Source organism: Streptomyces sp. NPDC006551 (assembly GCF_040611675.1).
In the GTDB taxonomy this organism is placed as follows: Bacteria; Actinomycetota; Actinomycetes; order Streptomycetales; family Streptomycetaceae; genus Streptomyces.
This window is the reverse complement of the sequence record NZ_JBEXOT010000011.1, coordinates 1-26,509: the sequence shown is the minus strand read 5'-3', so window position 1 is coordinate 26,509 and position 26,509 is coordinate 1. Positions and strand designations below refer to the sequence as shown.

Annotated in this window: 24 protein-coding genes and 2 tRNA genes; 22 read left to right on the top strand and 4 right to left on the bottom strand. The window is 73.0% G+C overall.

The window, feature by feature from the left end; genetic code table 11:
• Positions 1-63: 63 nt before the first annotated feature.
• From ABZY12_RS13735 to ABZY12_RS13725, 3 genes are all read left to right on the top strand, one after another.
• Positions 64-351: a DUF6412 domain-containing protein gene (locus ABZY12_RS13735; RefSeq protein WP_356889683.1), complete on the top strand. Its 288-nt coding sequence runs from the start codon at positions 64-66 to the stop codon at positions 349-351.
• An 87-nt stretch (positions 352-438) separates the two neighbouring features.
• On the top strand, positions 439-1,116 hold the full coding sequence (gene yidC, locus ABZY12_RS13730; protein ID WP_356889681.1) for a membrane protein insertase YidC: 678 nt from the start codon (positions 439-441) through the stop codon (positions 1,114-1,116).
• A gap of 152 nt (positions 1,117-1,268) precedes the next feature.
• Entirely contained in the window at positions 1,269-2,126 is an 858-nt protein-coding gene (locus ABZY12_RS13725; RefSeq protein WP_356889679.1) for a fumarylacetoacetate hydrolase family protein, read from the top strand.
• A gap of 7 nt (positions 2,127-2,133) precedes the next feature.
• Here the strand turns inward: ABZY12_RS13725 and ABZY12_RS13720 are convergent, their stop codons facing one another.
• Together ABZY12_RS13720 and ABZY12_RS13715 are read right to left on the bottom strand one after the other, a co-directional pair.
• Positions 2,134-2,613 (bottom strand): heme-degrading domain-containing protein, encoded by a 480-nt coding sequence (locus tag ABZY12_RS13720; RefSeq protein ID WP_356889677.1) that lies wholly within the window; start codon positions 2,611-2,613, stop codon positions 2,134-2,136.
• Positions 2,610-3,710: a Gfo/Idh/MocA family oxidoreductase gene (locus ABZY12_RS13715; RefSeq protein WP_356889675.1), complete on the bottom strand. Its 1,101-nt coding sequence runs from the start codon at positions 3,708-3,710 to the stop codon at positions 2,610-2,612. Before ABZY12_RS13715 ends, ABZY12_RS13720 begins: the two co-directional genes overlap by 4 nt.
• Before the next feature lie 55 nt (positions 3,711-3,765).
• Between ABZY12_RS13715 and ABZY12_RS13710 the strand changes: the two genes are divergently transcribed.
• The 13 genes from ABZY12_RS13710 to ABZY12_RS13650 all read left to right on the top strand — a co-directional run bounded on the left by ABZY12_RS13710 (position 3,766) and on the right by ABZY12_RS13650 (position 17,502).
• Positions 3,766-5,331: an ROK family transcriptional regulator gene (locus tag ABZY12_RS13710; protein WP_356889673.1), complete on the top strand. Its 1,566-nt coding sequence runs from the start codon at positions 3,766-3,768 to the stop codon at positions 5,329-5,331.
• A gap of 126 nt (positions 5,332-5,457) precedes the next feature.
• Positions 5,458-6,477, top strand: coding sequence for a hypothetical protein (locus tag ABZY12_RS13705; protein ID WP_356889671.1), 1,020 nt, complete (start codon positions 5,458-5,460; stop codon positions 6,475-6,477).
• Positions 6,478-6,888: 411 nt separating this feature from the next.
• The gene (locus tag ABZY12_RS13700; RefSeq protein WP_356889669.1) at positions 6,889-7,653 is read left to right on the top strand and encodes a GntR family transcriptional regulator; all 765 of its coding nucleotides are present in this window, start codon (positions 6,889-6,891) and stop codon (positions 7,651-7,653) included.
• Between the two features lie 135 nt (positions 7,654-7,788).
• Complete coding sequence (locus ABZY12_RS13695) at positions 7,789-8,910, top strand: TIGR03364 family FAD-dependent oxidoreductase (protein WP_356889915.1); 1,122 nt, start codon at positions 7,789-7,791, stop codon at positions 8,908-8,910.
• Between the two features lie 32 nt (positions 8,911-8,942).
• Positions 8,943-9,629, top strand: coding sequence for a phosphonatase-like hydrolase (locus ABZY12_RS13690; protein ID WP_356889913.1), 687 nt, complete (start codon positions 8,943-8,945; stop codon positions 9,627-9,629).
• On the top strand, positions 9,626-10,678 hold the full coding sequence (locus ABZY12_RS13685) for an ABC transporter ATP-binding protein (protein WP_356889667.1): 1,053 nt from the start codon (positions 9,626-9,628) through the stop codon (positions 10,676-10,678). The genes ABZY12_RS13690 and ABZY12_RS13685 overlap by 4 nt, the downstream gene beginning before the upstream one ends.
• A 139-nt stretch (positions 10,679-10,817) precedes the next feature.
• Entirely contained in the window at positions 10,818-11,615 is a 798-nt protein-coding gene (locus ABZY12_RS13680) for a 2-aminoethylphosphonate ABC transporter permease subunit (protein ID WP_356889665.1), read from the top strand.
• Positions 11,602-12,399, top strand: a complete 798-nt coding sequence (locus tag ABZY12_RS13675; RefSeq protein ID WP_356889663.1) for an ABC transporter permease subunit — start codon at positions 11,602-11,604, stop codon at positions 12,397-12,399. Before ABZY12_RS13680 ends, ABZY12_RS13675 begins: the two co-directional genes overlap by 14 nt.
• 38 nt (positions 12,400-12,437) lie before the next feature.
• Positions 12,438-13,505 carry a 2-aminoethylphosphonate ABC transporter substrate-binding protein gene (locus ABZY12_RS13670; protein ID WP_356889661.1) on the top strand — a complete coding sequence of 356 codons (1,068 nt, stop codon included), beginning with the start codon at positions 12,438-12,440 and terminating at the stop codon, positions 13,503-13,505.
• 135 nt (positions 13,506-13,640) lie between these two features.
• Positions 13,641-15,185 (top strand): alkaline phosphatase family protein, encoded by a 1,545-nt coding sequence (locus tag ABZY12_RS13665; RefSeq protein ID WP_356889659.1) that lies wholly within the window; start codon positions 13,641-13,643, stop codon positions 15,183-15,185.
• Between the two features lie 81 nt (positions 15,186-15,266).
• Positions 15,267-16,046, top strand: coding sequence for an HAD-IIA family hydrolase (locus ABZY12_RS13660; protein ID WP_356889657.1), 780 nt, complete (start codon positions 15,267-15,269; stop codon positions 16,044-16,046).
• Between the two features lie 73 nt (positions 16,047-16,119).
• A complete protein-coding gene (locus ABZY12_RS13655; RefSeq protein ID WP_356889655.1) occupies positions 16,120-16,788 on the top strand; it encodes a PT domain-containing protein in 669 nt (222 codons plus the stop codon).
• Positions 16,789-16,800: 12 nt separating this feature from the next.
• On the top strand, positions 16,801-17,502 hold the full coding sequence (locus ABZY12_RS13650) for a class F sortase (RefSeq protein WP_356889653.1): 702 nt from the start codon (positions 16,801-16,803) through the stop codon (positions 17,500-17,502).
• 69 nt (positions 17,503-17,571) lie between these two features.
• Here ABZY12_RS13650 and ABZY12_RS13645 read toward each other — a convergent pair.
• A tRNA-Lys gene (locus tag ABZY12_RS13645) sits at positions 17,572-17,645 on the bottom strand.
• A 184-nt stretch (positions 17,646-17,829) separates the two neighbouring features.
• Between ABZY12_RS13645 and ABZY12_RS13640 the strand changes: the two genes are divergently transcribed.
• The 6 genes from ABZY12_RS13640 (at position 17,830) to ABZY12_RS13615 (ending at position 26,375) form a co-directional block, all read left to right on the top strand.
• Positions 17,830-19,263 (top strand): peptidoglycan-binding protein, encoded by a 1,434-nt coding sequence (locus ABZY12_RS13640; RefSeq protein ID WP_356889651.1) that lies wholly within the window; start codon positions 17,830-17,832, stop codon positions 19,261-19,263.
• A gap of 951 nt (positions 19,264-20,214) precedes the next feature.
• Positions 20,215-21,693, top strand: coding sequence for an SPFH domain-containing protein (locus ABZY12_RS13635; RefSeq protein WP_356889649.1), 1,479 nt, complete (start codon positions 20,215-20,217; stop codon positions 21,691-21,693).
• Between the two features lie 160 nt (positions 21,694-21,853).
• Positions 21,854-22,444, top strand: a complete 591-nt coding sequence (locus ABZY12_RS13630) for a lytic polysaccharide monooxygenase (RefSeq protein WP_356889647.1) — start codon at positions 21,854-21,856, stop codon at positions 22,442-22,444.
• Between the two features lie 25 nt (positions 22,445-22,469).
• Positions 22,470-24,128, top strand: coding sequence for an AMP-binding protein (locus ABZY12_RS13625; RefSeq protein WP_356889645.1), 1,659 nt, complete (start codon positions 22,470-22,472; stop codon positions 24,126-24,128).
• 331 nt (positions 24,129-24,459) lie between these two features.
• Positions 24,460-25,782, top strand: coding sequence for a sensor domain-containing protein (locus tag ABZY12_RS13620; protein ID WP_356889643.1), 1,323 nt, complete (start codon positions 24,460-24,462; stop codon positions 25,780-25,782).
• A complete protein-coding gene (locus ABZY12_RS13615; RefSeq protein WP_356889641.1) occupies positions 25,722-26,375 on the top strand; it encodes a response regulator transcription factor in 654 nt (217 codons plus the stop codon). Before ABZY12_RS13620 ends, ABZY12_RS13615 begins: the two co-directional genes overlap by 61 nt.
• 52 nt (positions 26,376-26,427) lie before the next feature.
• On the opposite strand, the gene ABZY12_RS13610 is transcribed toward ABZY12_RS13615, so the two are convergent.
• Positions 26,428-26,501, bottom strand: a tRNA-Lys gene (locus ABZY12_RS13610).
• Positions 26,502-26,509 lie beyond the last annotated feature (8 nt).

Below are 26,509 nucleotides of genomic sequence, written 5' to 3'. Positions count from 1 at the left end.
GGAACTGATCCGGTGCGGCGATCGTCTGTAGCGGCAGGAGCGACGCGAAAGGGGGAGACGACCATGCGGCTGGTCCTTCGCGTCATCGCGCCGCTCTTCTTCCTTCTCGCCCTCGCCGATCTGTTCCTCGCCGACGGCGCCGTCGTCCCGGCCGCCGTCGCCCTCGCCGCCGCCACCGTCGTACGCGCCCTCCTCGGCGCCCGTACGGCTCCCGCCGTACCCCCGACGCGGGTACGCACCGCCCTGCGCGACCGTGAGCGACGCACCGCCTTCCTGCCGCAGCGGGATCCCGACGCCGCCGGTCGCCGCAGACCGCGAGCGCCCGGCCGTCTCCTTCCGACGGCCGCGTAGAGGTACCCGTACGACACGGCTCTCCGCGGTTCCGTCCTGCCGATTCCTCTTCTGTTCCGGCACGACGAGACCCTTCGGAGGGCTCCCATGTCCGTCTTCGCTTCCCTGGTCGAGCACCTCGCCGACCTGCTCCAGCCGCTCTTCGCGACCGCCGCGACCGCCGCCGCGATCGTGCTGTTCACCGCCCTCGTACGGCTGGCGATCCACCCCCTCGCCCGCGCCGCGGCCCGGGGCCAGAAGGCCCGTACCCGTATCGCCCCGCAGCTGGCCGAACTGCGCAGGAAGCATGCCAAGAACCCCGAGCGGCTGCGGAAGGAGGTCGGTGCGCTGCACGCCCGGGAGAACGTCTCGCCGTTCTCCGGGATGCTGCCCAGCCTGCTCCAGCTCCCCGCGTTCCTGCTGATGTACCACCTCTTCGCCGGTGACCGGATGGCCGGCCACAGCCTCTTCGCCGCGCCGCTCGGTGACCGCTGGACCGACGCGCTGGCCGACGGTGGTCCCTTCGGTCCCGCCGGGCTGGTGTACCTCGCGCTGTTCGTGTTCGTCGCCGTCGTGGCCGCGTACAGCCACCGGCGTACGAAGCGGCAGATGGCCGACACCGCCGCCCTCCTGCCCGAGGGGCCGGGGGCGGGAGCGCTCGCGAAGGTGATGCCGCTGTTCGCGTACGGCACCCTCGTCACCGTCGCGGTCGTTCCGCTCGCCGCCGCGCTCTACATCGTCACCAGCACCACCTGGACGGTCGTCGAACGCGCCGTGCTGCTCTGAGCTACCGCCGAGTAAGGGTCCAGGTTGTGAACGGGGTATTGCAGAGCGGTCGCATCTCTTGGAGGATCGACCAATCCTCCGATGGCCGCACTCCATCGGCCGGGGCTCACCAGGGCCCGTCCCGGGCCCACCTCGACCACAGGGAGAAGACCATGAAGCTGCTGCGTGTCGGGCCGACGGGCGCCGAGCGTCCCGCCCTCCTGGACCAGGACGGAACGCTGCGCGACCTGTCCGCCCTGGTGGACGACATCGACGGGGGACTGCTCGCCGACGCGTCCGCGCTCGACCGGATCCGGGCCGCCGCCGGCGCCGGGGTGCTGCCCGTGCTCGACGCGACCGGGCTGCGGATCGGCCCGCCGGTCGGCCGGATCGGCAAGGTCGTGTGCATCGGGCTGAACTACCACGGCCACGCCGCCGAGGTCGGTGCCGCGATTCCGGAGGAGCCGGTCGTCTTCCTCAAATCCGCCGACACGGTCGTCGGCCCGGACGACATCGTGCTCGTACCGCGCCGCAGTACCAAGACGGACTGGGAGGTCGAGCTGGCGATTGTCATCGGCCGCACCGCCCGCTACCTGCAGAGCGACGAGGAGGCCCTCGCGCACGTCGCCGGTTACGCCGTCGCTCACGACGTCTCGGAGCGCGAGTTCCAGATCGAGCGCGGCGGCACCTGGGACAAGGGCAAGAACTGCGAGACGTTCAACCCGCTCGGCCCGTGGCTGGTCACCGCCGACGAGGTGCCGGACCCGCAGGCCCTGTCGCTCAGGCTCTGGGTCAACGGCGAGCTGAAGCAGGACGGGCACACCTCGGACCAGATCTTCTCGGTCGCGGAGGTCGTCCGGTACGTCAGCCAGTTCATGACCCTGTACCCCGGCGACATCATCAACACCGGTACGCCGGCGGGCGTCGCGATGGGGCAGCCGGAGCCGAAGCCGTACTTGCGCGCCGGTGACGTGGTGGAGCTGGAGATCGACGGCCTCGGCCGCCAGCGCCAGGAGCTGAAGGACGCGTAACCACGTCTCAAGGGCGGGCGGCGGCGTCCTGAGTGGCCTTCAGGTGTTCCAGGGCCTGGACCACCAGGGCGTGGTCCTCGGCCTGGGGCAGTCCCGACACGGTGACCGAGCCGATCACGCCCGCCCCCTCGACCGCGACCGGGAACGAACCGCCGTGGGCGGCGTACCGGTCGGGGTCCAGGCGGGAGGACTGCTCGAACGTCGTTCCCTTGGCGCGGAAGCGGGCGCCGACCAGGAACGAGCTCTCGCCGTACCGCTCGACGACGCGCCGCTTGCGATCGATCCAGGCGTCGTTGTCCGCGCTCGACCCCGGCAGCGCGCAGTGGAAGAGCTGCTGCGCGCCGCGCCGGATGTCGATGGCCACGGGCGCGCGGCGCTCGCGGGCCAGCTCGACGAGGAGCGTGCCGAGAGCCCAGGCGTCGTCGTACGTGAAGTGGGGGAGGGTCAGGCGGGCTTCCTGGGCCTCGATCTCGGCGATCTCGCTCACGCGCCCGCCTCCCCGAGCTCCACCGTGACGCCCTCGCGGGCGGATCGCTTCGCCGCCTCCAGTACGTCGAGGGCGGCCGCGGCCTCGTGGGCGGTGACCGGGTTCTCGCCGGTCCCGCGCAGGGCCGCGGCGACGGCCGCGTAGTACGCCGGGTAGTCGCCCGGCAGGGTCTCGACCGGCGTGCCGCCCCCGGTCAGCGGGGACTCCCCGGCGCCGAGCGTGCCCCACATCGACTCCGGCTCCACGCCCCAAGGCGCTCCGGCGGCCGGACGCAGCCCCTCGCGGAGGGCGGCCTCCTGCGGGTCGAGCCCGTACTTCACGAAGCCGGCCGTCGAACCCAGGACGCGGAAGCGGGGGCCGAGCTGGGCGGTGGTGGCGCTGACGTACAGATGGGACCGGACGCCGTTCGCGTGCGTGACCGCGAGGAAGGTGTCGTCGTCGGCCTCGGCGCCGGGGCGGCGGACGTCCGACTCCGCGTACACGCGGACGGCCGGGCCGAAGAGGACCAGGGCCTGGTCGACGACGTGGCTGCCGAGGTCGTAGAGGAGTCCGCCGATCTCCTCCGGAGCCCCGGACTCGCGCCAGCCGCCCTTGAGCCGCGGGCGCCAGCGCTCGAAGCGGGACTCGAAGCGGTGGACCTCGCCGAGGGCGCCGTCCGCGACGAGCTTGCGGAGCGTGCGGAAGTCGTTGTCCCAGCGGCGGTTCTGGAAGACGGAGAGGAGCAGGCCCCGCTCCTCGGCGAGGGCGGCGAGGCCGCGCGCCTCGGCGGCGGTGCCGGCGACCGGCTTGTCCACGACGACGGGGAGGCCCGCCTTCAGGGCGGCGGTGGCGACGGGGACGTGCGTCTTGTTGGGGGAGGCGACGACGATCAGATCGAGGTCGTCCGCCCGCGCCCACAGCTCGTCGGGGGAGTCGGCGACCCGCACGCCGGGGTGCGCGGCGCGGGCTTGCTCCTGGCGCTCGGGGTTCCCCGTCGTGACCGTGTCGAGGACGAGGCCCTCGGTGGCGGCGATCAGCGGGGCGTGGAAGACGGAGCCCGCGAGGCCGTAGCCGACGAGTCCGACGCGGAGGGGGGTGCGAGGGCCGGTGCCAGTCATGCTTCCACTTAAGCAACGCTGTTGCCAAAGTGCAAGCGGAGGGGACAATGGAGGGGTGAAGAGCGAGAACGGGCCGGGCGGACGGCGTGGGCAGGGCCGGCGGGGCGGGCACCACGGGCAGGGTGGACAGCGCGGCCAGGGCGGGCCGGGCGGGGGACGGGCGTCGGCGACTGCCGGGGTGAACCTCTCGGCGCTGCGCAGCCACAACGCCGCGCTGGTGCTCGATCTGCTGCGCGGGGCGGGAGGGGACGGCATCAGCCGACTGGAGCTGGCCGAACGGACCGGCCTCACCCCGCAGGCGGTCAGCAAGATCACGGCCCGGCTGCGGGCGGAGGGCCTGGCGCGCGAGGCCGGCCACCGCGCCTCGACCGGCGGAAAACCTCGTACAGTGCTGTGTCTGGTCCCCTCGGCGGCGTACGCGATCGGCGTCCACCTCGACCGCGACGAGGTCACGGCCGTCCTCCTCGACCTCGCGGGCACCCGCGTCGCCACCCGCCGCGCCCCGTTGGACCTGGGCGCGGGCGCGGGGGCGGTCCTCGACGCGATCGAGCGCGAGGTCGCGGCCCTGCGCTCGCCCGCTGCGGCGGGTGGTGCGGCGGCCCAGGGTGCGGCGGCCCAGGCGGGAGCTCCCGCCGTCCCGGCCGTGCCGGAACGCTCCGCTGCCCCGGGTGCGCCCGACCGTCTCGCCGTCCCGGTGGCCTCGCCCGGCCACCCCGCCGGACTCGACCACCTCGCCGTCCCGACCGTGCCCGGAGGCCCCGGCGCCCCGGGCGCGCCCGATCACCCCGCCGGACTCGACCACCTCGCCGTCCCGACCGTGCCCGGAGGCCCCGGCGCCCCGGGCGCGCCCGATCACCCCGCCCCGCCCAACCGTCTCGCCGTCCCGGTGGCCCCGCACGACCACCCCGCCCCGGCCGGGTCTGAACGTCCTGCCGTCCCGGCCGTGTCGGACCATCCGGCCGCCGAGCCCGGGACCCCCGCCGTCCCCGCCGTGATCGGCGTCGGGGTCGCCATGCCCGGGCCGCTCGATCATCTGGCCGGGGAGCCCGGGCGGGTCACCGGGTATCCGGAGTGGGACGGGTACCCCCTGCGGGACGAGCTCGCGCGGCGGCTCGGGCTGCCCGTCGAACTCGACAAGGACACCAACGCCGCCGCCCTCGGGCTCGCCCTCCGGTCGCCCGCCGCCGACTCGTTCGCGTACGTCCACCTCGGTACGGGACTGGGCGCCGGCCTCGTTCTCGACGGGCGGCTGCTCCGCGGGGCCAGGACCGGGGCCGGGGAGCTGGGGCACCAGACCGTGCAGCTCGACGGGCCTCCGTGCGGCTGCGGCGGCCGCGGCTGCCTGGAGGTCCTGTGCCTCGCGGCCGTCGCCCGGGGCGACCTCGCCGGGGCGGCGCGGATCCTGGGCACCGGCGCGGCGAACCTCGTGCGGCTGCTCGACATCGACCGCGTCCTCCTCGGCGGCCGGGCCGTGCTCGCGGCGCCCGGGGTGTTCGCCGACGGGGCGCACGAGGTGCTCGCCGGCCTGGGTCTCCCCGTCCCCGTCACCGTCGCCGGCACCCCGCACACCGTCGCGGAGGGTGCTGCCCAGCTCATCCTCTCCGCACTTTTCGGAAAATAGGCTGATCAGGCGGATTGTGCGGGCCGTCCGGGGGTCACCCGCCGCGTCGCTCCCCGGCGCCGGCCCGCCCGCATGGCAGCGTCGCGGCCGTCCCGTTCGCCCGTGAGCAGCAAAGGCACGTGACCCATGCGACTGCGCAACGCCCTCGCCCTCGGTGTGACCGCGGCGACGACCGGAACCGCCGTGCTCGCCCTCACCACCGGCCCCGCCTCCTCGGCCTCCGGCCCGGCCACCGTCTCGGCCGAGCCCGGCCCGGGCTCCGGCACCGGCTCCAACCCGGTTACCGACTCCAGCCCGGGCGCCGGCTCCAGCCCTGGCTCCGGCTCAGATCCCGGGCCGGGGCCCGGTTCCGCAGCGGGGTCGGAGCGTCGCGACACGCCTCCCACCTGCGGCAAGGAGTCGGACCCCGACTTCCCCCTCGACACTCGCATCCACGGCGGGCCCACCCACTACGTCCCCGGCGGTGACTTCCGTACCTGGAACGTCGAACTCACCAACACCACCACCGAGCCCTGCCACAGCATCCATCCGATCCTGGTCCTCGCCGACCGCGACCGGGTCCTCGAACCCGCCCAGGTCCAGCTCGACTTCTACGACTCCGAGGCCCGTCGCTGGCGGCCGGTCCGGTTCGAGGGGACGGACGAGGACGAGAGCATCGGCGTCTTCGCCGACTTCCCCGGCTTCGCCGTCCCGGCGGGCCGCACCGTCACCGTGCCCGTCCGGCTGGCCTTCCGCGCCGACACCGCGCCCAACGAGGTCGTCGCCAACGCGGCGATCGTCCAGCGCAAGGGAGACGACGGCGACTGGGTCGGGGAGTCGGACGACTACCGCCTCACCATCGCCGCCGAGGACGAAGCCGAGGTCGAAGCCGAGGACGAAGCCGAGGACGAAGCCGAGGACGAAGCCGAGGACGAAGCCGAGGACGTACGGGAATCCGCGCCGCCCGAGGCGAGCCCCCCTCCCAAGGGGGACACCGGCCTACCGCCGGCCCGCCCGTTGCCCGAACTCGCCCAGACGGGCGGCGAGTCGGCCGTCGCCGTCACCCTCGCTCCCGCCGCCGGCGCACTGCTCCTCACCGGCGCCGCCCTGACCGCCGTGGCCCGCCGCCGACGCGACCGGACCACGCCGACAGAGCCGAGCGCCTGAGACCGCCGGGGGCCCGCCGCCGAGCGAGCCCGGCGCCGCGAGCGCGCCGCCGCGCAGCGCAACCGGACCACGTCGGCGGCGCCGGGCCGACAGTCGAGCGCCTGAGCCACCTGAGAGCACCCTGACGGCCGTGGCCCGCCGCCGACGCGAGCGGACCACGGCGGCAGAGCCGAGCGCCTGAGACCGCCGGGGGCCCGCCGCCGGCGTGACCGGACCACGCGGACGGCGCCGAGCCGACACCCGAGCGCCTGAGACCACCTGAGACCGCCGCGTCCGCCCAATTCCGTCACCACGGCCCGCCCCGGCCCCCGCGCCCCTGACACCCCCGACCCCGCCCGCCGGGGTCCCCGCACCCCCGCAAGCAACCCTTCGTACACCCGCCCGTTCATTCCCATCTGCGACCATCGGCCGGTGGACTACCCGAACGACCAGGCACCCGGCTCCCCCGTCCGCTCCGGCATTCCGGAACACGGGCGCATTCCCAAGTACTACGCCGTCAAGGCGAGAGTCGCCTCCCTGCTCGACGAGTTGGGGGAGGGGGGCCTGTTGCCCACCGAGCGCGAGCTCGCCCTGCGCTACGAGGTCTCCCGCGAGACCGTCCGGCAGGCCCTGCGGGAGCTTCTCCTCGAAGGGCGGCTCCGGCGTCAGGGCCGGGGGACCGTCGTCGCCGGGCCCAAGCTGGAGCAGCCGCTGTCGCTCGCCAGTTACACCGAGGGCGTGCGCCGACAAGGCCGTCGCCCCGGCCGTACGCTCGTCTCCCTCGACCGTTTCCCCAGCCCCGACGCCCTCGCTCGCGAGATCGGGGCCGAACGCGGCGAACCCGTCTGGCACATGGAGCGGGTGCTCCTCGCCGACGACGAACGGGTCGGCCTGGAGAGCACGTACGTCTCCGTGGCCCGCGCCCCCCGCCTCGACACGGACTTCGACCCCGACTCCTCCTTCTACGCCTACCTTCACGAGCGTCTCGGCATCGCGTTCGGCGACGCCGACGAGCGGATCGAGACCGTGCTCGCCACTCCGCGCGAGGCGCTGCTCATCGGCACCCCGCCCGCCCTGCCGATGCTGCTGATCCACCGCGTCTCCCGCGACACCTCGGGCCGCCCCCTGGAGCGCGTCCGCACCCTCTACCGCGGCGACCGCTTCAGCTTCACCGCCCACCTGGGCGCCCAGGGCTGAACTCCCGCCCGCCGCAAGGCGTTCCCCGCTCGATCACGGGAAGGTAACGGGTCTAGGCCAACCTTGTCGGGCCGTTCACCGTCCCGTCGCCGTCCGGATCTGTCCGAGTCACCCACCCCCAGGAGCGTGACCGTCATGAAGGTGATCGTCGTAGGAGCCGGCGTGGTGGGAACCATGCACGCCTGGCACGCAGTGGAACGCGGCCATGAGGTCGTACACATCGAGCGGGAGGCCGAGGCGCGCGGGGCGTCCCTCCGCAACTTCGGCCAGATATGGGTGAGCGGCCGCGCGGGCGGAGAGGAGCTCGACACCGCGCTGCGCGCCCGCGAACTCTGGGAGGGCGTCGGCGCCCGCGTCCCCCGCCTCGGATTCCGGGCGAACGGCTCCCTCACCCCCGTACGGAACGACCTCGAACGCGCCGTCGCCGAGGCCGCCCTCGCCCGACCCGACGCCACCGCCCGCGGCTACCGACTCCTGACCGCCGACGAGGCCCGGCGGATCAACCCGGCCCTGCGCGGCGGCTTCGAAGCCGCCCTGTGGTGCGAGCGCGACGCCGCGGTCGAACCGCGCACCGCCCAGCTCGCCCTGCGCGAGGCCCTGCTCGCCTCCGGGAAGTACACCTTCCTGCCGAACCGCGAGGTCCGGGACGTCGTGGGGGAGAACGCCGTACGGGACGACCGGGGCGAGACCCACACCGGCGACGCCGTCGTCCTCTGCACCGGAGCCTGGCTCGGCGGTCTCGTCCGCGAGATCGCCGGCGAGGTCCCCGTCCGCCGCGTACGCCTCCAGATGATGCAGACCGACCCGCTCGGCGAGCCGCTCACCACCTCCGTCGCCGACGCCGACTCCTTCCGCTACTACCCGGCGTACGCCTCCGGCGCGCTCGACGCGCTCAACGCGGGGCAGCCGCAGGACCCGACCGCCGCCGCCCACAAGATGCAACTCCTGATGGTGCAGCGCCTCGACGGCGGGCTGACCATCGGCGACACCCACGAGTACGAGCACCCCTTCGCCTTCGACACCCTCGAAGACCCCTACGAGCACCTCACCCGCGTCGTCGAGTCCTTCCTCGGCCGCCCGCTGCCGAAGATCCGGCGCCGCTGGGCCGGCGTGTACGCGCAGTGCGTCGACACCGGCCGGGTCGTGCACCGGCAGAAGGTCCGCGACGGCGTGTGGCTGGTGACCGGACCCGGTGGGCGCGGCATGACCTGCTCGCCCGCCGTCGCCGAGACGACCGCTGACGAACTGGGCTGGTGAAAGCGGTGAAGAAGCAGGTGAAGAAGCAGGTGATGAAGCAGGTGAAGAAGCACGACCTGGTCGTACTGGACATGGCCGGGACGACCGTCGCCGACGGCGGCCTCGTCGAGCGGGCCTTCACGGCCGCCGCCGAGCGCCTCGGCGAGGACCCGGCCACGATGATCGATTACGTCCGCGCCACCATGGGCGAGTCCAAGATCTCCGTCTTCCGCCATCTCTTCGGCGGCGACGAGCCCCGCGCCCGGCAGGCCAGTCTCGCCTTCGAGGAGGAGTACGGCGAACTGGTCGCCGGCGGCCTGATCGCCCCGGTCCCGGGCGCGGCCGAGGCGATCGCCGAGCTGCGGGACCAGGGGCGCACGGTGGTCCTGACCACCGGTTTCGCCCGGGTCACCCAGGACGCCATCCTCGACGTCCTCGGCTGGCGGGACCTCGTCCCCCTGACCCTCTGCCCGGCGGACGCCGGCGGCCGCGGGCGCCCATACCCGGACATGGTCCTCGGCGCCTTCCTCCGTACCGGAGCCGTCGACGACGTCCGGCAGGTCGTGGTCGCGGGCGACACGTCGTACGACATGCTCAGCGGGGTCCGGGCCGGGGCCGGGATCGTGGCGGGCGTGCTGACCGGCGCCCACGACGAGGGCGCGCTCAAGGAGCACGGCGCCACGCACGTCCTCACCTCGGTCGCGGAACTCCCCGCGCTGGTCAGGGAGTCGGACGCATGACCAGCGGCATACGCTTCGACTCCGTCTCCGTCGCGTACGGGAACCACACGGTCCTCGACTCGCTCGACCTGACCGTCGAGGCCGGAGAGGTCATGGCCCTGCTCGGGCCCTCCGGCTCCGGCAAGACGACCGCCCTGCGAGCCGTCGCCGGGTTCGTGCGGCCCGTCTCCGGGCGGGTGTTCATCGGTGACCGCGACGTCACCGCTCTCCCGCCGCACCGGCGGGGGATCGGGATGGTGGTCCAGCAGTACGCGCTCTTCCCGCACATGCGGGTCGAGGACAACGTCGCCTTCGGTCTGAAGGCGCGGAAGGCGCCCAAGGCCGAGATCCCCGGGCGGGTCGCCGATGCCCTGGAGATGACCGGGATGGCGGCGTACGCGAAGCGCTACCCGCGCGAGCTGTCCGGTGGGCAGCAGCAGCGGGTCGCCATCGCGCGGGCGCTCGCGATCCGGCCGAACGTCCTGCTGCTCGACGAGCCGCTGTCAGCACTCGACGCGCAGCTGCGCTCGGGCATGCTCGCGGAACTCGCCCGGCTGCACCGGGAGCTGCCCGACGTCTCGATCCTGTACGTCACCCACGATCAGGTGGAGGCGCTGACCCTCGCCGACCGGATCGCGGTCATGGACAAGGCCCGGCTCCAGGACTGCGGCACACCGCAGGACCTCTACCGCCGCCCCCGTACGGAGTTCACGGCGTCGTTCGTCGGCAACGCGAACCTGCTGCCGGTGACGGTGGGGGCGGGCGGGGTGGCCTTCGGGGGCGCCGAGCTGAAGGTCGCCACCGACGACGTGGCCCCGGGCGCGGGCGCCACGCTGTGCGTGCGCCCGCATCTGGTCGCCCTCGGGGACGGCCCGAACGCGCTGCGGGGGCGGATCGCCGAGGTGCAGTGGCGGGGCGCCACGCACCGGTTGTACGTGGACGTCGAGGGCCATCGCGTGAAGGCCGACGTCCGTGAGCTTCGGGAGACACCGGCGCTCGGCGACGAGGTCACGCTGCACTTCGCGCCCGAGGACGCGGTGCTGCTGGGGGCCGGGGTGAGCGATGGGTGAGCCGTCCGCACCGGTCATGACAGCTGAGGGCGGTCGTGGCGGGATACCTGAGGCGGACGCGCCCGCCAGGGCGCCGTTCGGTGTGCCCGCCCTCCCCCGGACTCCGTCCGGGGGTGCCCCCGTCGCCCCTGCGGAACGAATGCCCACAACTCTCCTGTGGGCGCTGCCGCCCGTCGCCGTTCTCTGCCTCGTCTTTCTCTATCCACTCGCTCTCGTCGTCCAGGAGTCACTCGCTCCCGGCGCCTACGCCGACGTCTTCGCCTCCGACGCGTTCCGCGAGGCGCTCGTCACCACCGTGTGGCTCGCCGTCGCCGCCACCGTCGGGTGCGTCGTACTGGGGTTCGCGCTCGCGCTCGTCATCGCGTTCGTCCCCTTCCCCGGCGGGAAGGCGGTGTCGAAGTTCATCGACGTCTTCCTCTCCTTCCCGTCCTTCCTGATCACGCTCGCCCTGCTGTTCGTCTACGGCACGGTCGGCATGGCCAACGGAGTGTGGACCGACGTCACCGGCGAGCCCACCGGCCCCTTCGCGTTCCTGACGACCCCCTGGGGCGTGCTCCTCGCGGAGATCACGTACTTCACGCCCTTCGTGATGCGGCCCCTGCTCGCCGCGTTCTCGCAGCTCGAGAGCGCGCAGCTGGAGGTGGCGTCCTCCCTCGGCGCGAGGCCGCTGCGGATCGTCCGGCGCGTGATCCTCCCCGAGGCGCTGCCCGCGCTCGCCGCCGGGGGGAGTCTCGTGCTGGACATGTGCCTCAACGAGTTCGGGATCGTCCTCTTCACCGGCGCCAAGGGCGTCACGACGCTCCCCATGCTCGTCTACGGCAAGGCCATCCTCGAGTCCGACTACGCCGCCGCCTGCGTCGTCGCCGTCGTCAATGTCGCGATCTCCGTGGGCCTCTACGGCCTCTACCGGGTGGTGAGCCGTCGTGCTGGTGCATAGCCGTACGGGCAGGTGGACGGCGTGGGCGCTGTTCGGGGTCCTCTTCGCGCCGCTCTTCGCCCTCCCGCTCCTCGTCATCCTCGCCGCCTCGTTCTCCACCAACTGGTCCGGGGCCTTTCCCTCCGGGCCCACCGCCGAGCACTACGCGGCCGCCGTGCGGGGCGAGTCCCTGCAGGCGCTCACCACCAGCCTGGTCACCGCCGTCAGCGCGAGCGTCCTCGCGCTGACCGTCGGCACCTGGGCCGCGCTCGCCGCCGCGGCGATGCGCGAGCGGGGCCGCAGGGTCCTGGACGCGCTGTTCATGCTGCCGGTCGCCGTGCCGTCCGTGGTCGTCGGCCTCGCCGTCCTGGTCGCCTTCTCGCAGCCGCCGGTGCTCCTCAACGGCACGCGCTGGATCGTGATCCTCGCGCACACCGTTCTCGTCACGGCGTTCGCCCACCAGTCGGTCTCGGCCGCCATCCGCCGCCTCGACCCGGTGTACGAGCAGGCGGCGGCCAGCCTGGGCGCCCGCCCCTCGTACGTCCTGCTCCGGGTGAAGCTGCCGCTCCTGCTGCCGTCCCTCAGCGCGGCCGCCGGGCTCTGCTTCGCCCTGTCCATGGGCGAGCTGAGCGCCACGATGATGCTCTACCCGCCGGACTGGCTGCCGCTGCCGGTGCTCGTCTTCACCGCCACCGACCGCGGTTCGCTGTTCACCGGCTCGGCGCTCGCCGTGGTCCTCATGGCCGCGACCCTGCTCGTCCTGCTCGCCGTCTCCCGCATCCGCACCAGAGCATCCTTCCGCTGAGTCCCGTCACGCCAGGCCCGTCAGGAGAGAACGACGTCATGCGCACGATGTCCCAGCAGCTCAAGCCGATCGCCGCCGTCACCGGCAGCCTCGCCCTCGCCGCCACCCTCACCGCCTGCGGCGGCTCCTCCACCGCATCGGACGAGAAGACCGTCACCGTCTACAGCGCCGACGGCCTCAAGGGGGAGAAGAACGACGGCTGGTACGACAAGGTCTTCGCCGACTTCGAGAAGCGGACCGGCATCGAGGTCGAGCTCGTCGAGGGCGGTTCCGGCGAGATGGTGCAGCGCGCCGTCCGCGAGAAGAACAACACGCAGGCCGACGTCATCGTGACCCTGCCGCCCTTCATCCAGCAGGCCGACTCCAAGGGACTGCTCCAGTCATACGCGCCGAAGGGCTCCGAGCAGGTCAGCGGAGCCGACAAGGCCGACGACGGCACGTGGACCTCGGTCGTCAACAACTACTTCGGCTTCATCCACAACAAGAAGGAGCTGCCCCAGGCCCCCAGAACCTGGGAGGAGCTCCTCGGCCCGACGTACAAGAACAAGCTGCAGTACTCCACCCCGGGCGTCGCCGGTGACGGCACGGCCGTCGTGATCAAGGCGATGCACGACTTCGGCGGGCAGGAGCCGGCCATGGAGTACCTGAAGAAGCTCCAGGCCAACAACGTCGGCCCGTCCTCCTCCACCTCCAAGCTCGCGCCGAAGGTCGACAAGGGCGAGATCCTCGTCGCCAACGGTGACGTCCAGATGAACTACGCCCAGTCCAAGTCCATGCCGAACCTCGCCATCTGGTTCCCGGCCAAGGACGGCGGCAAGCCGACCACCTTCGCCCTGCCGTACGCCGCCGGCCTGGTGAACAAGGCACCGCACAGCGAGAACGGCAAGAAGCTCCTCGACTTCATGCTCGGCGAGCAGGCGCAGCGCCAGGTCAGCGAGATCGGCGGCGGCTTCCCGGCCCGCCAGGACGTCAAGGCCACCGACGCCAACGCCATCGAGCTCGCCAAGCTGATGGAGGGCGTGGAGGTCTTCGAGCCGGACTGGGACGACATCGACAAGAACCTCAAGGCGTACATCGACGCGTGGAAGTCGGCCACCGGAAGCTGACCGGCCACCACCAAGAGTTCACCGCACGCCCCTGGAACACCTCCGTACATCGCGGAAAGATAACGGGTACGGACCAACGCCCCTGAGAAATCAGGGGCGTTGGCGTGCCCCGCCCCCTGCTACGGAGGAACAGAAATGCCGATCACCAGCATGTCCCGCCGCGCCGTGCTCGCCGCCACCGGTGCCACCGCGGCCGTCGCGGCCACAGGCGCCATCGCCGCCCCCGCCGCCCGCGCGGCCACCGCCGCCGCCCCCACGCTCCCGAACGGCACCAGCAAGGACAAGGTGCTCGTCGTCGGCATGGACGGCCTGCGGTACGACAGAATCGACGCGGCCAAGGCTCCCCACCTCAAGTCGCTGATCGCGAACGGCACGTACGGTCTGTCGTTGCTCTACGCCAACCCGATGGCCGCCACCTCCTCCGGTCCCGGCTGGTCCACCGTCTCCACCGGCGTCTGGCCCGACAAACACGGCGTGAAGGACAACACCTTCGCCGGAAAGAACTACGCCGAGTACCCCGGATTCCTGGCCCGGCTGCACCAGATACGCCCCGACCTTTCCCTCTTCGCCGCCGTCGACTGGCCCGAGCTGGACACCCACGGCACGGTCACCCCCGGCGCCGACGCCAAGCTCGTCTACAACAACAACTACGTCGTCAACGACAAGGTGATCACGGACGCCACCGAGGACATCCTGCGCAACCAGAACCCCGACGTCCTCTTCGTCTACTTCGGTGAGACCGACGAGATCGGCCACAACTACGGCGCGGCGCACAGCAAGTACCTCGACGCCATCGACGTCCAGGACGCCTACCTCGGCCGGCTCCTCGCCGCCATCAAGGCCCGCCCCTCCTACGCCACCGAGCGCTGGACGGTCATCGTCACCACCGACCACGGCCACGTCGACGCCGGCGGCCACGGCGGCTCCTCCGTCGAGGAGCGCCGCACCTTCGTCCTCGCCCAGGGCCCGGGCATCGCCGCCGGCGCCCGCCCCGTCGACACGCGCCTCGTCGACGTCGCCGCCACCGTCTTCCACCAGCTCGGCATCGTCCCCGACCCGGCCTGGGGGCTGGACGGCAAGCCGATCCAGCGGCGCTCCACCGACCCCTTCGACGCGCTGTACGGATCGCTCTCCGGCCGCGTCGACGAGACCGGCATCCCCGCCGGCGTCCTCGGCTTCACTCGCACCCCGCCCAGCGGCTGGTCCGTCATCAACAACGCCATGGGCACCGGCGGTGTGACCGAGTGGCGCGGCTGGGCCTTCGCCACCGACGAGTTCTGGTCCCGCACGCAGCGAGACCAGTCCCGCGAGCTCAACGTCCGCTCCCGCGGTGTCTTCGCCGTCGCCGACTCCGACGAGTGGGCCGACAAGACCTTCTCCGGTCCGTACGACTCGACCCTGGTCACCCCCGCGTACAGCGTCTCGGGCAAGGCGCGCGTCACCCTCGACTTCACCACCTTCTACCGCCAGGAGGGCAGCCAGAGCGCCCAGGTGCTCGCGAGCTTCAACGGCGGCACGCCGACCGTCGTCAAGAGCTACACCGCCGACGTGATCTCCCAGCCCCAGTCCCTCACCGTCCCCGTCCCCGCCGGCGCCTCCAGCGTGAGCTTCCGCTTCCGCTACACCGGGGCGAACAACTGGTACTGGGTGATCGACGGGGTCAAGATCCAGACATCGTGATTAGGCTGGGGGCGTCGCCACAGCGCTGTCGCGGCGCCCCCAGCACACCGCACGATTTCTGTACGGCAGGAGTCCCCGCACATGGCAGAGCGCAAGCCGATCGAATCCTGGCTCACCGACATGGACGGCGTCCTCATCCACGAGGGCGTCCCGATCCCCGGCGCCGACGCCTTCATCAAGAAGCTGCGGGAGACCGGGAAGCCCTTCCTGGTCCTCACGAACAACTCGATCTACACCGCCCGCGACCTGCACGCCCGGCTGGCCCGCATGGGCCTGGACGTGCCCGTGGAGAACATCTGGACCTCGGCGCTCGCCACCGCCCAGTTCCTCGACGACCAGCGCCCGGGCGGCACCGCCTACGTCATCGGCGAGGCCGGGCTGACCACCGCGCTGCACGACATCGGCTACGTCCTGACCGACCACGACCCGGACTACGTCGTCCTCGGCGAGACCCGGACGTACTCCTTCGAGGCCATGACCAAGGCCGTCCGTCTGATCAACGCCGGCGCGCGGTTCATCTGCACCAACCCCGACGAGACCGGTCCCTCCCTCGAAGGCCCCCTGCCCGCCACCGGCTCGGTCGCCGCCCTCATCACCAAGGCCACCGGCAAGGACCCGTACTTCGCGGGCAAGCCGAACCCGCTGATGATGCGCACCGGCCTCAACGCCATCGGCGCCCACTCCGAGTCCAGCGCCATGATCGGCGACCGGATGGACACCGACATCCTGGCCGGCCTGGAGGCGGGGATGCAGACGTTCCTGGTGCTCACGGGACTGACGACCCAGGCGGAGGTGGACCGCTACCCCTTCCGCCCGTCCAAGATCGTGAAGTCGATCGCCGACATCGTGGACCGCGTGTAGAGATCCCCTGATCGCGCCCCTGCGGATGCGAGCGGACCGGAATCGGGTGACCCTGCAGTACCAGGAGGTCACGATGCGTTCAGGTCCCATTGCTCTCCGTGCCGCAGGGGCGGCGGCCGTGCTCGTACTGGCACCCACGGCAGGTGCGGCGTACGCCCACGACGGAGTGAAGGTCACCGTCATCCCGTCCACCGTCCGGCCGGGCACGGATGTCGCCATCCGCGTCCAGGGGTGCGAGAGCAAGGCCGGGGCCGCCAAGTCGAAGGCCTTCGTCGCCGACGCAGAGCTCACCGGCCGCGGCGGTGTCGATTCCCGGCTGGTCGGCGGCACGACCGTGAAGTCCAAGCTCGGCGACGGTACGTACAAAGTGGCCGTGACCTGCGACGGACATGATCACCGGGATGTCGGGACGATCCGCGTCCAGCGCCATGAGCCGACTCATCAGCCCACGCACAAGCCGACTCATCAGCCCACGCACAAGCCGACCCATCAGCCCACGCACAAGCCGACCCATCAGCCGACGCACCACGCGAGCCCGGTCGCCCCGGTCCGCGCGGGCGGCGGCGGCGCCGCGGTCTTCGCCGCGCCGGTGGCGCCGGGCGTCGCGCAGACCGTGACCGACGACGGTCTCGGCACCCCGTACACCCTGGTCGGTCTGGGCCTGGCCGCGGCCGCCGCGGTGGCCGTCGCCTTCCGAAGCGCTCGCCGCCACCGCACCGGCTCGGTTCCGGACGCGGACTGAGGTGCCGACCTCATGTCCTCCGGACCGGGAAGCCGCGCGACGGGCGACGGGCAGGGGGGCGACGGGCCGGCGGGCAACGGACGGGCACTGACCGGCGTCGCCTGGGCGCTGCTGCTCCTGGGCCTCTGGCTCTGGGGCCGCGAGATCACCGACGGGCCGGGAGGCGGCTCCGCGCCGACCCACGGTGACATCGCCGTCGGGCGCCCGCTCGACGTCCCACTGCCGCCGGCGCACAGCCCCCTGCGCCCCGCGGAGCCGCGCCGGGTGGACATCCCCTCCCTGGGCATCACGGCGCCGATCGTGCCGCGCGGCCTGGACCGTACCGGGGCGGTGGACTCGCCGCCGTACGAGATGGCGCGGTCCGTCGGCTGGTACGAGCGCGGCACCCGGCCGGGCGCGGAGGGTGCGGCCCTCTTCGTCGGCCACGTCGACACCGAGACGCGGCCGGCCGTCTTCTACGGACTGAGCGCGGCCCGCCCGGGGGCCAAGGTGCACGTCACCCGTTCGGACGGCTCCATCGCCGAGTTCACCATCGACGACGTCCAGGTCGTCACCCGCGACCGTTTCGACCCCCATGAGGTCTACGGACAGCGCCGCCCCGACCGGGCCGAGCTCCGGTTGATCACCTGCGGCGGCACCTTCGACCGCGCGGCCGGTGCCTACACGGCGAACGTGGTCGTCTCCGCGTACCTCACCGGCGCGGCGAAGGCCTGAACGCCGGGAGCCGGCACCGGACAAACGTCGAGGCCCCCTCACCGATGGTGAGGGGGCCTCGACTGTGCGTGCGCCGCCAGGGACTCGAACCCCGGACCCGCTGATTAAGAGTCAGCTGCTCTAACCAACTGAGCTAGCGGCGCCTGCTGACCTGCATAACTTTACCCGATGGCCAGGAGTGCTCCCGACCATTCCTTGCCGCTCCCGGCCTGTCGGATGGTCCTTTTTTATCTTCGATCCGTCAAAATGCGATATGTCCAGACAGTTGAGATGCTGACGCCCGTGCATCAGCGCCAAAAGATCTTGACGAGTGTGGAGGGGAATCGCATGAGCGTGCCGGTATTCGAGGAGTACGAGCCCGCGGCCGACTGTGGCTGCGCGGGCTGCGCCCAGCAACGGCGCGATCTTGCCCTTGGCCTGCCCGTACGGGCGGGCGGTCACCCGGCGGCGCACGGAGCGCGCCGCGCACTGGTCCTGGTGACGGCGGCGGGAGTGGTCCTGGGCAGCGGGGGAGCGAGCGCACTGGCCCAGCCGTCCGAGCCGGCGGGCCCCGCCGCTCCGGCGGACCTCGCGACGGGGTCGGCCGAGAGAAGCACGGCGGCGGCGGTGGAGAAGGCGGAGGTCTCCAAGACCGCGGACGCCTCGGACGTCCCGGAGCCGGGAGCCGACACTCCGCAGGGCGGCGCCGGTCCGCTGTACGGATCCCCCGGTCCCGGCCCGCAGCCGTCACCCGTCTCCACCCCGACGACCAGTCAGATTCCCACCGCTTCCCTGCGGAAGACCACCCGTTCCGAGATCATCACCCGTGCCAAACGATGGGTGAACGCCCAGGTCCCCTACTCCATGGAGCGGTACTGGTCGGACGGCTACCGCCAGGACTGCTCGGGCTACATCTCGATGGCGTGGAACCTGCGCGCCAACGAGTGGACCGGCAGCCTCGACCGCTTCGGCGAGCGGATCGGCCGCACCGAGCTCCAGCCGGGCGACATCCTGCTCTTCCACAACCCGGCCAATCCGACCAAGGGCTCGCACGTCACGATCTTCGGCGGCTGGACGGACTACACGCACGCGTCGTACATCGCGTACGAGCAGACCAAGCCGCACACGCGCAAGCAGGCCACGCCCATGGCGTACTGGAACAACTCCGACCGCTATGTGGCCTACCGGTACAGAGGAGTGATCAGCGGCGGAAGCGGCACCGGCACCGCTGGTGGCGGGTCGGGCGCGGTGGCGGCGCCGTACCCGGGCGCGGCGAAGTTCGGGCCGGGCGCCCACAACGCGTATGTCACCCAGCTCGGGCGGCTGCTCGTGAACCGCGGCGGCAAGAAGTACTACAGCCAGGGGCCCGGGCCGCGTTGGGGCGACGCGGACCGCCGGGCGACCCAGGCGTTCCAGCGGGCGCAGGGCTGGAAGGGCAAGGAGGCCGACGGGCTGCCCGGTCCGCACACCTGGCGACTGCTGGTGTCCGGGAAGGGCAAGGGCATCGGCGGTTCGAGTGGTTCGGGCGGTTCGAGCGCGCATGCTCCGGGGTTTCCCGGGCGTGGCTACTTCCGTCCGGGCCAATCCAACGCATATGTGGAGAAGCTGGGCAAACAGCTGGTGAAGCGGGGCTACGGCAAGCACTACCTGTCGGGTCCCGGTCCGCGCTGGTCTGAGGCGGACCGTCGCAATGTCGAGGCGTTCCAGCGGGCACAGGGATGGCGCGGCGGCGCGGCCGACGGCTACCCGGGCCCGGAGACCTGGCGGCGCCTGTTCCGATGACCCCGAGAGCATGAGGTGGACCGAATGACCCCATCGACCCCGAATCCGCTGTGCCCGCCGCCCGGGGACACCGGCGCGGCGGCCTCCCGCGACGCGGCCCGTACGGCGAGACGGCTGACGGACGAACTCCGCGCGTCGAGGCCGAAGCCGCGCCCGGAGCCCGGTCCGCCCGCCGGGCCGGAAGCGGCGCCCGAGGTCCCCGCCACGGCCTCGTCCGCCCCCGACCAGGCCCCGGACACCCCCCGCCCGCCCGCCGCCGACGCCACGAACCCCGAATCGAGCAGCGCCCCGACTGCCCCGGCCGGCCCGTCTGGCACCCACCCGTCTGGCACCCACCCCACTGGCCCGGCCGGCCCGACTGTTCCGGCCGGCCCGGCTGCTCAGACCGGCCTGGCTGGCACGGCGACCCCGGCTGCCCCGGCCGGCGCGGCGGCTTCGACCGGCCCGACCCACCCGGCCGGCCCGTCTGTCCCGACTGGTGCCGACCCGGCGGCGGCCCGGACCGGCCCGTCTGCCCTGTCTGCCCCGACCAATGCGGCTGCCCCGGCCGACCCGAGCACGCGGGCGGTGGTCGCGCCGGACAAGGCGGGGTCCCCGCCCGGCCCCGGGGGACCGGCGGGCCAGGGAGACACGAACGTGGCTGGTTCACCGGCCACGGCTTCCGCGGGTTCGGGCCCCGGGGCGGGGCCCGTTGTCGGCTCGGAAGGGGTGGTGTCCGCACCCGCCTCAGCCTCGGCTTCGGCCGGTTCCGGTGCCGTAGCGGGTCCGACGGCCGACCGGAGAGAGGGGCAGTCGCCACCGGCCACGGCATCGGGACCGGAGGTCCGGCCGGTCAGGCCCCCCGCCGACTCCGGTTCAGGCGCGGCGGCCGGCCCGTCCGGAGGTGCGCCGGGGTCGGCTCCCGCTGGTTCGGCAGGCGTCGGCGGGAAAGTGCCGGTCGGGGCCATCACCGTGACGGACCCGAACCGGGCCGGTTCCGACGCGGGGACGACGGGGACGACGGGGACCACAGGGACGACGGGGACCACGGGGACCACGGGGACGACGGGGACCACAGGGACCACGGGGACGACGGGGACGACGAGGACCACGGAGACCAAGGCGCCGACCGGCTCCGCCGCGTCCGGGCCGGGCGCCGAGCCCGCGGGCGGCGGCTCCGGGGCGGTCGGCGCGGCCGACGTCCGGCGGATCGCCGGGGCGCAGGTCGGCGTGATCGCCGTGCCCGTGGCCGCCGAAGCCACCCCGTCGCGGATGACGCAGGTCCCGCCGCGCGTCGGGGCGCGGCGCAAGACGGTCATCGGCAACGAGGCGACCGGGGCGATCCCCGTCCACCTCCTCTTCCGCGACGAGCCCGCACCCTCCGCGCTCGGCGTGCTCCGCGTCGACGACGACGGCGGCCCCGCCACCGTCGCCATGACGCCCGCCGTGGTCAACAAGGCCTCCGCGCCCTCCGCGCCCCCCGCTCCCAAGGCGCTGATCCCCAGCCCCACCCGCTCCGAGCCCTCCCGCCCCGCCATCACCGCCGACCCCAAGCTCGTCGAGCGCCCCGGCCCCGTCCTGCCGGGCTGGGTCGGGGTCGTCGCCGGGCTCCTGGCCCTCGCCGGCTGCGCCGCCGTCCTCTGGTGGGCCGGGGCCGTGCCCGAGGAGCTCGCCCGGATGCTCCGGCTGCCCACGCGTCCGTACCACGGCATCCACCTCGGTCAGTGGGCCCTTCTCGCCCTCGGAGTCCTGGCCGTCCTCTTCTCCCTCGGCGGTCTCGGCCGCGGCCGCGTCGGCTACGCCTGGGTCCTGACCCTCTACGGCGACTACCGCGGCACCGTCCGCCGTACCGGTCTCGTCTGGACCAGCCCGCTCCTCCTGCGCCGCCGGGTCGACGTCCGCCTCCGCCACTGGCGCAGCGAGCCGCTCTCCGCGGTCGACGCCAAGGGAACCGCCCTCAACGTCGTCGTCCTCGTCGTCTGGCGCATCCGGGACACCGTCCGTGCCGCGCTCGGCGTCGAGGGCCACGAGGAGTACCTGCGCGAGCAGGTCGAGGCGGCCATGGCCCGGGTCCTGTCCCAGCTGCCGGCCGACGCCTTCCATGAGGACGCCCCGACCCTGCGCGACGCGGAGGCGGTCGGCGAGGCCCTGACCCGGATGCTCTCCGCGGAGTGCGCGCCGGTCGGGATCGACGTGTTCTCGGCGCAGCCGACCCGGATCGAGTACGCCCCCGAGATCGCCGCGGCGATGCAGCGCCGCCGGGTCGCCGCGCTCGACGCCAAGCACCGGGACAGCGTGCTGACCGCGGTCGTGGACGCGGTGGACGACGTGGTCCACCGGCTGACCACGCGTGGTCTGGTCGAGCTGGACGACTACGAGCGTAAGTCGCTGGTCAAGGACCTGACGGTGGCGTTCTACACCGGTCGCTCCCACGCCGGAGAAGGAGCGTGATTGGTATGGACATGTTCAACTTCCGTCAATACCTTGGTACTTGGTCTAGACCGGAATAGGCACCACCGCGGAGCGGCGGTACGTACCGCACCACCGCACGACCGTCGCACGCGTGCAGCACGGCTCATCGAACTCCCCCACGTTCACCAGGAGCGACAGCATGCGCAAAAAGATAGGCGTGGCGGCGGTGGCGCTCGGCGTCGCCGGCGCCTCCCTCTTCGCCACGAGTAGCGCCGGCAGCCACGGTTACACCGACTCGCCGATCAGCCGGCAGAAGCTCTGCGCCAACGGCGCCGTGACCAACTGCGGCTCCATCCAATGGGAGCCGCAGTCGGTCGAGGGGCCCAAGGGCTTCCCGTCCGGGGGGCCCGCCGACGGAAAGCTCTGCTCCGCCGGCCTCTCGCACTTCGCCCAGCTCGACGACCCGCGCGGCGGCAACTGGCCCGCCACCAACGTCACAGCGGGCCAGAGCTACAGCTTCCGCTGGCAGTTCACCGCCCGCCACCGCACCACCGACTTCCGGTACTACATCACCAAGAACGGCTGGGACCGGACCAAGCCGCTCACCCGGGCGGCGCTCGACTCCCAGCCCTTCCTGACGGTCCCGTACAACAGTCAGCAGCCGCCGGCCACGCTCTCGCACTCCGGGACCATTCCGGCGGGCAAGACCGGCAAGCATCTGATCCTGGCGGTCTGGACGATCGCGGACACCGCGAACGCCTTCTACGCCTGCTCGGACGTTCAGTTCTGACGTCTCGTCAGTTATGGTCCGGCCCATGAGTGGTGCGGACACCGTCGCGGAGCTCGTACGGCGCCAATGGGGCGACCACCGGATCGGACTGAGGGACGAGAAACGGACCCTCACCCACCACCAGGTCGCCGCGGGCGCCGCCGCGCGGGCCGCGCTGCTCGTGGACCTGCTGCCACGGGGTGTGGAGCCGCACCTCGGGGTCCTGCTCGACAACTCACCCGAGTTCCCGCTCTGGCTGAGCGCGGCGGCCCTCGCGGGGGCCGCCGTCGCCGGGATCAACCCCACCCGGCGCGGAGCGGAACTGGCCCGCGACATCCAGCACACCGAGTGCCGGATCCTGGTCACCCAGCGCGCGTACCTTCCCCTGCTCGACGGGCTCCCCCTGCCGGGCGTACGGGTGCTGGTGACCGACACCGAGGCGTACCGGGCGCTCCTCGCGCCGTACGAGGGGGCCGAGCCGGACGAGGCCGTGGTCCGCCCCGTGCGCCCCGACAGCCGGATGCTGCTCTACTTCACCTCCGGCTCGACGGGCGCCCCGAAGGCGGCGATCTGCACGCAGCGGCGACTCGCGGCCGCGGGCCGCTCGCTCGTCGCACACTTCGGCGTACGACCGGACGACATCCACTACATCTGCATGCCGATGTTCCACGGCAACGCGGTGATCGCCGACTGGGCGCCGGCGCTGGTGGCCGGGGCGGGGGTGGCGCTGCGGGCCAGGTTCTCGGCGTCCCGCTTCCTGCCGGACGTACGGGAGTTCGGCGCGACCTACTTCACCTACGTGGGCCGGGCGATCCAGTACCTCCTCGCCACCCCGCCCGGGCCCGACGACCGGGCGCACTCCCTGCGCCTCGGGTTCGGTACGGAGGCGGGAGCGGTGGACGCGGCCCGCTTCGAGGCGCGGTTCGGGGTGCGGCTCGTCGAGGGGTACGGGTCGTCGGAGGGAGGGGCGGCGATCCAGCGGACCCCGGACACACCGGCTGGGGCCGTCGGGCGCGCGGCACCGGGGGACGACCTCGCGGTGGTGCGCCCGGAGTCCGGTGAGGAATGCGAGCGGGCGGTCTTCTCGCCGGACGGTGGGCTGCTCAACGCCGCGACGGCGATCGGGGAACTGGTCAACCGGGGGCGGAGCCCCTTCGAGGGCTACTGGCGCAACCCTGAGGCGGACGCGGCCAGGCGGCGCGGCGGCTGGTACTGGACCGGGGACCTGTTCTACCGGGACGCGGCGGGCTTCCTGTACTTCGCCGGGCGCACGGACGACCGGCTGCGGGTCGACAGCGAGAACCTCGCGGCGGCGATGATCGAGCGGATCCTCTCCCGCTGGGAGCGGGCGGCCGGCCTCGCCGTCTACGCGATACCGGACCCGGTCGCGGGGGACCAGGTGATGACGGCGATCGCGTTGCGCGAGGGCACGCCGTTCGACCCGGCGGCCTTCCAGGAGTTCCTCGCCGCCCAGCCGGACCTGGGTACGAAGATGCCGCCCCGCTTCGTCCGCGTGGTCCCGGAGCTTCCCCTGACGGCCACGAACAAGATCCACCGCGTGGCGTTGCGGCGGGAGTCCTTCCTCTGCGCCGACCCGGTCTGGTGGCGCCCGGCGCCGGGCGCCCCCTACGAGCCGCTGACACCCCGGGCGGTGACGGACCTCCGCGCCCGGTACGCCGCCCACGGCCGCCCGCTCGCCGGGTAGGCCCTGTCCCGCCCACGGCCGCCCGTCCCCGGGCCAGTCTCAAGCCGTCCTGTCCCGCCCACGGCCGCCCGTCCCCGGGCCAGTCTCAAGCCGTCCTGTCCCGCCCACGGCCGCCGCCCCCGGGCCAGTCTCAAGCCGCCCTGTCCCGCCCACGGCCGCCGCCCCCGGGCCAGTCCCAAGCCGCCCTGTCCCGCCCACGGCCGCCGCCCCCGGACCAGTCCCAAGCCCTGCCCGTACAAGGCCGCCCGCTCCCGAGGTAGGCCCAGCCCTACCTCCGTACACCCCCCACCACCATGGCCCCGCGCCGCGACAGCCCCCTACGGTGTGGCGCATGGAGCCACGAAACCCCTGGCAGGCCCTCACCCGGAGCCGGTATCCGCGCGGCAGCTGGCCGTGGAGGTCCGCCGGATATCTGGCGACCGGGGTCGTCACCGGCCTGCCCGCGCTGCTCGTGCTGCTCGTGCTCGTCGTCTTCTCCGCCGTCCTCGTCGGGCTGCCGCTGCTCCTGCTCGCGGGCGTCGCCCTCGGTGGCGTCGAACGCCGCCGGCTCCGGCTCGTCGAACGCGACCCCGCCGCCGACCCGCACCGCGTCCCCGACGCCCCCGGCCTGGCGGCATGGCTCCGGCTGCGGGTCCGGGAGCAGGCCACCTGGCGGGAGCTGGCGTACGCCGTGCTGCACGCCACCGTCCTGTGGCCGCTCGACCTGATCGTGCTCGCGGTGGCCCTCGGGCTTCCCGCCGCCCTGATCAGCACCCCTCTCCGGCTCGCCCTCGACGGCCACGAGACCAAGGTCGTCAAGGCGTACCTGGTCACCTCCCAGCCGCAGGCCTTCGCCGCCGCTCTCCTCGGTGCCGTGCTCCTCCTCGCCCTCCTCTACCCGCTCGCCGCCCTCGCCGGCGCCCGCGCCGCTCTCAGCCGGGCCCTCCTCGCGCCCCGGGAGACCGAGCTGCGGGATCGTATCGGCGAGGTCACCGCCTCCCGGGCCCGCCTCGTCGACGCCTTCGAGGCCGAGCGGCGCCGGATCGAGCGGGATCTCCACGACGGCGCCCAGCAACGCCTCGTCGCCCTCACCATGACCCTGGGGCTGGCCCGGCTGGACGCCCCGCCCGGACCGCTCGCCGACCAGCTCGCCAAGGCGCACTCCGAAGCCGGCCAGGTCCTCACCGAGCTGCGCGAGCTGATCCACGGCATCCATCCGCAGGTTCTCGCCGACTACGGCCTCGCCGCCGCGCTCACCGACGCGGCCGACCGCTCCGCCGTCCCCGTCGAGGTCGACAGCGACATCGCGCTGCCCCGGCTGCCCGCGGCGGTCGAGTCCGCCGGGTACTTCGTCGTCCGCGAGGCCCTCGCCAACATCGGCAAGCACAGCGGCGCCACCAAGGGCCGGATCACCGCCCGGTACGAGAACCGGACCCTCCGAGTCGAGATCCAGGACGACGGGCACGGCGGCGCCACCGCGTCGATCAGCGGCTCCGGCGCGGGTACCCACGGCACCGGTCTCACCGGACTCGCCGACCGGGTCGCGGTCCTCGATGGCACACTGACGATCATCAGCCCCCCGGGCGGCCCGACCGTCCTACGAGTGGAGATCCCGTGTCCGCCTCTCTCCGCGTCGTCCTCGCCGAGGACAGCGTCCTCCTCCGCGAAGGGCTGATCGGGCTCCTCGACCGCTTCGGCCACGAGGTCGTCGCCGCCGTCGGCGACGCCGACGCCCTGCGCACGGCCGTCGCCGCGCACGACCCGGACATCGTCGTCACCGACGTCCGCATGCCGCCCGGTTTCCAGGACGAGGGGCTGCGCGCCGCCGTCGCCCTGCGCGCCGAGCGCCCGGCGCTGCCCGTCCTCGTCCTGAGCCAGTACGTGCAGCGGACCTACGCCGCCGATCTCCTGGACGCGGGCGACGGCACCGGCGTCGGCTATCTCCTCAAGGACCGGGTCGGTCAGGTCGAGGAGTTCCTGGACGCCCTCACCCGGGTCGCGGCCGGCGGCACGGTCGTCGACCCCGAGGTCGTACGGCAGCTGCTGCGCCGCCACCGCGATCCGCTGGAGGCGCTGACCCCGCGCGAACGCGAGGTGCTCGGGCTCGTCGCCGAGGGGCACTCGAACGGGGAGATCGCCCGCCGGCTCGTCGTCACCGAGGCGGCCGTGGGCAAGCACATCGGCAACATCCTGGGGAAGCTGAACCTGCCGCCCGCCGAGGACACCCACCGCCGGGTCCTGGCCGTTCTGACCTATCTGCGGGCGTGAGTACGGGAGCACGAAGAAGCCCCCCGCTCGCGCGAGGGGCTTCTTCCGTCTGTGCGCCGCCAGGGACTCGAACCCCGGACCCGCTGATTAAGAGTCAGCTGCTCTAACCAACTGAGCTAGCGGCGCCTGCTGAC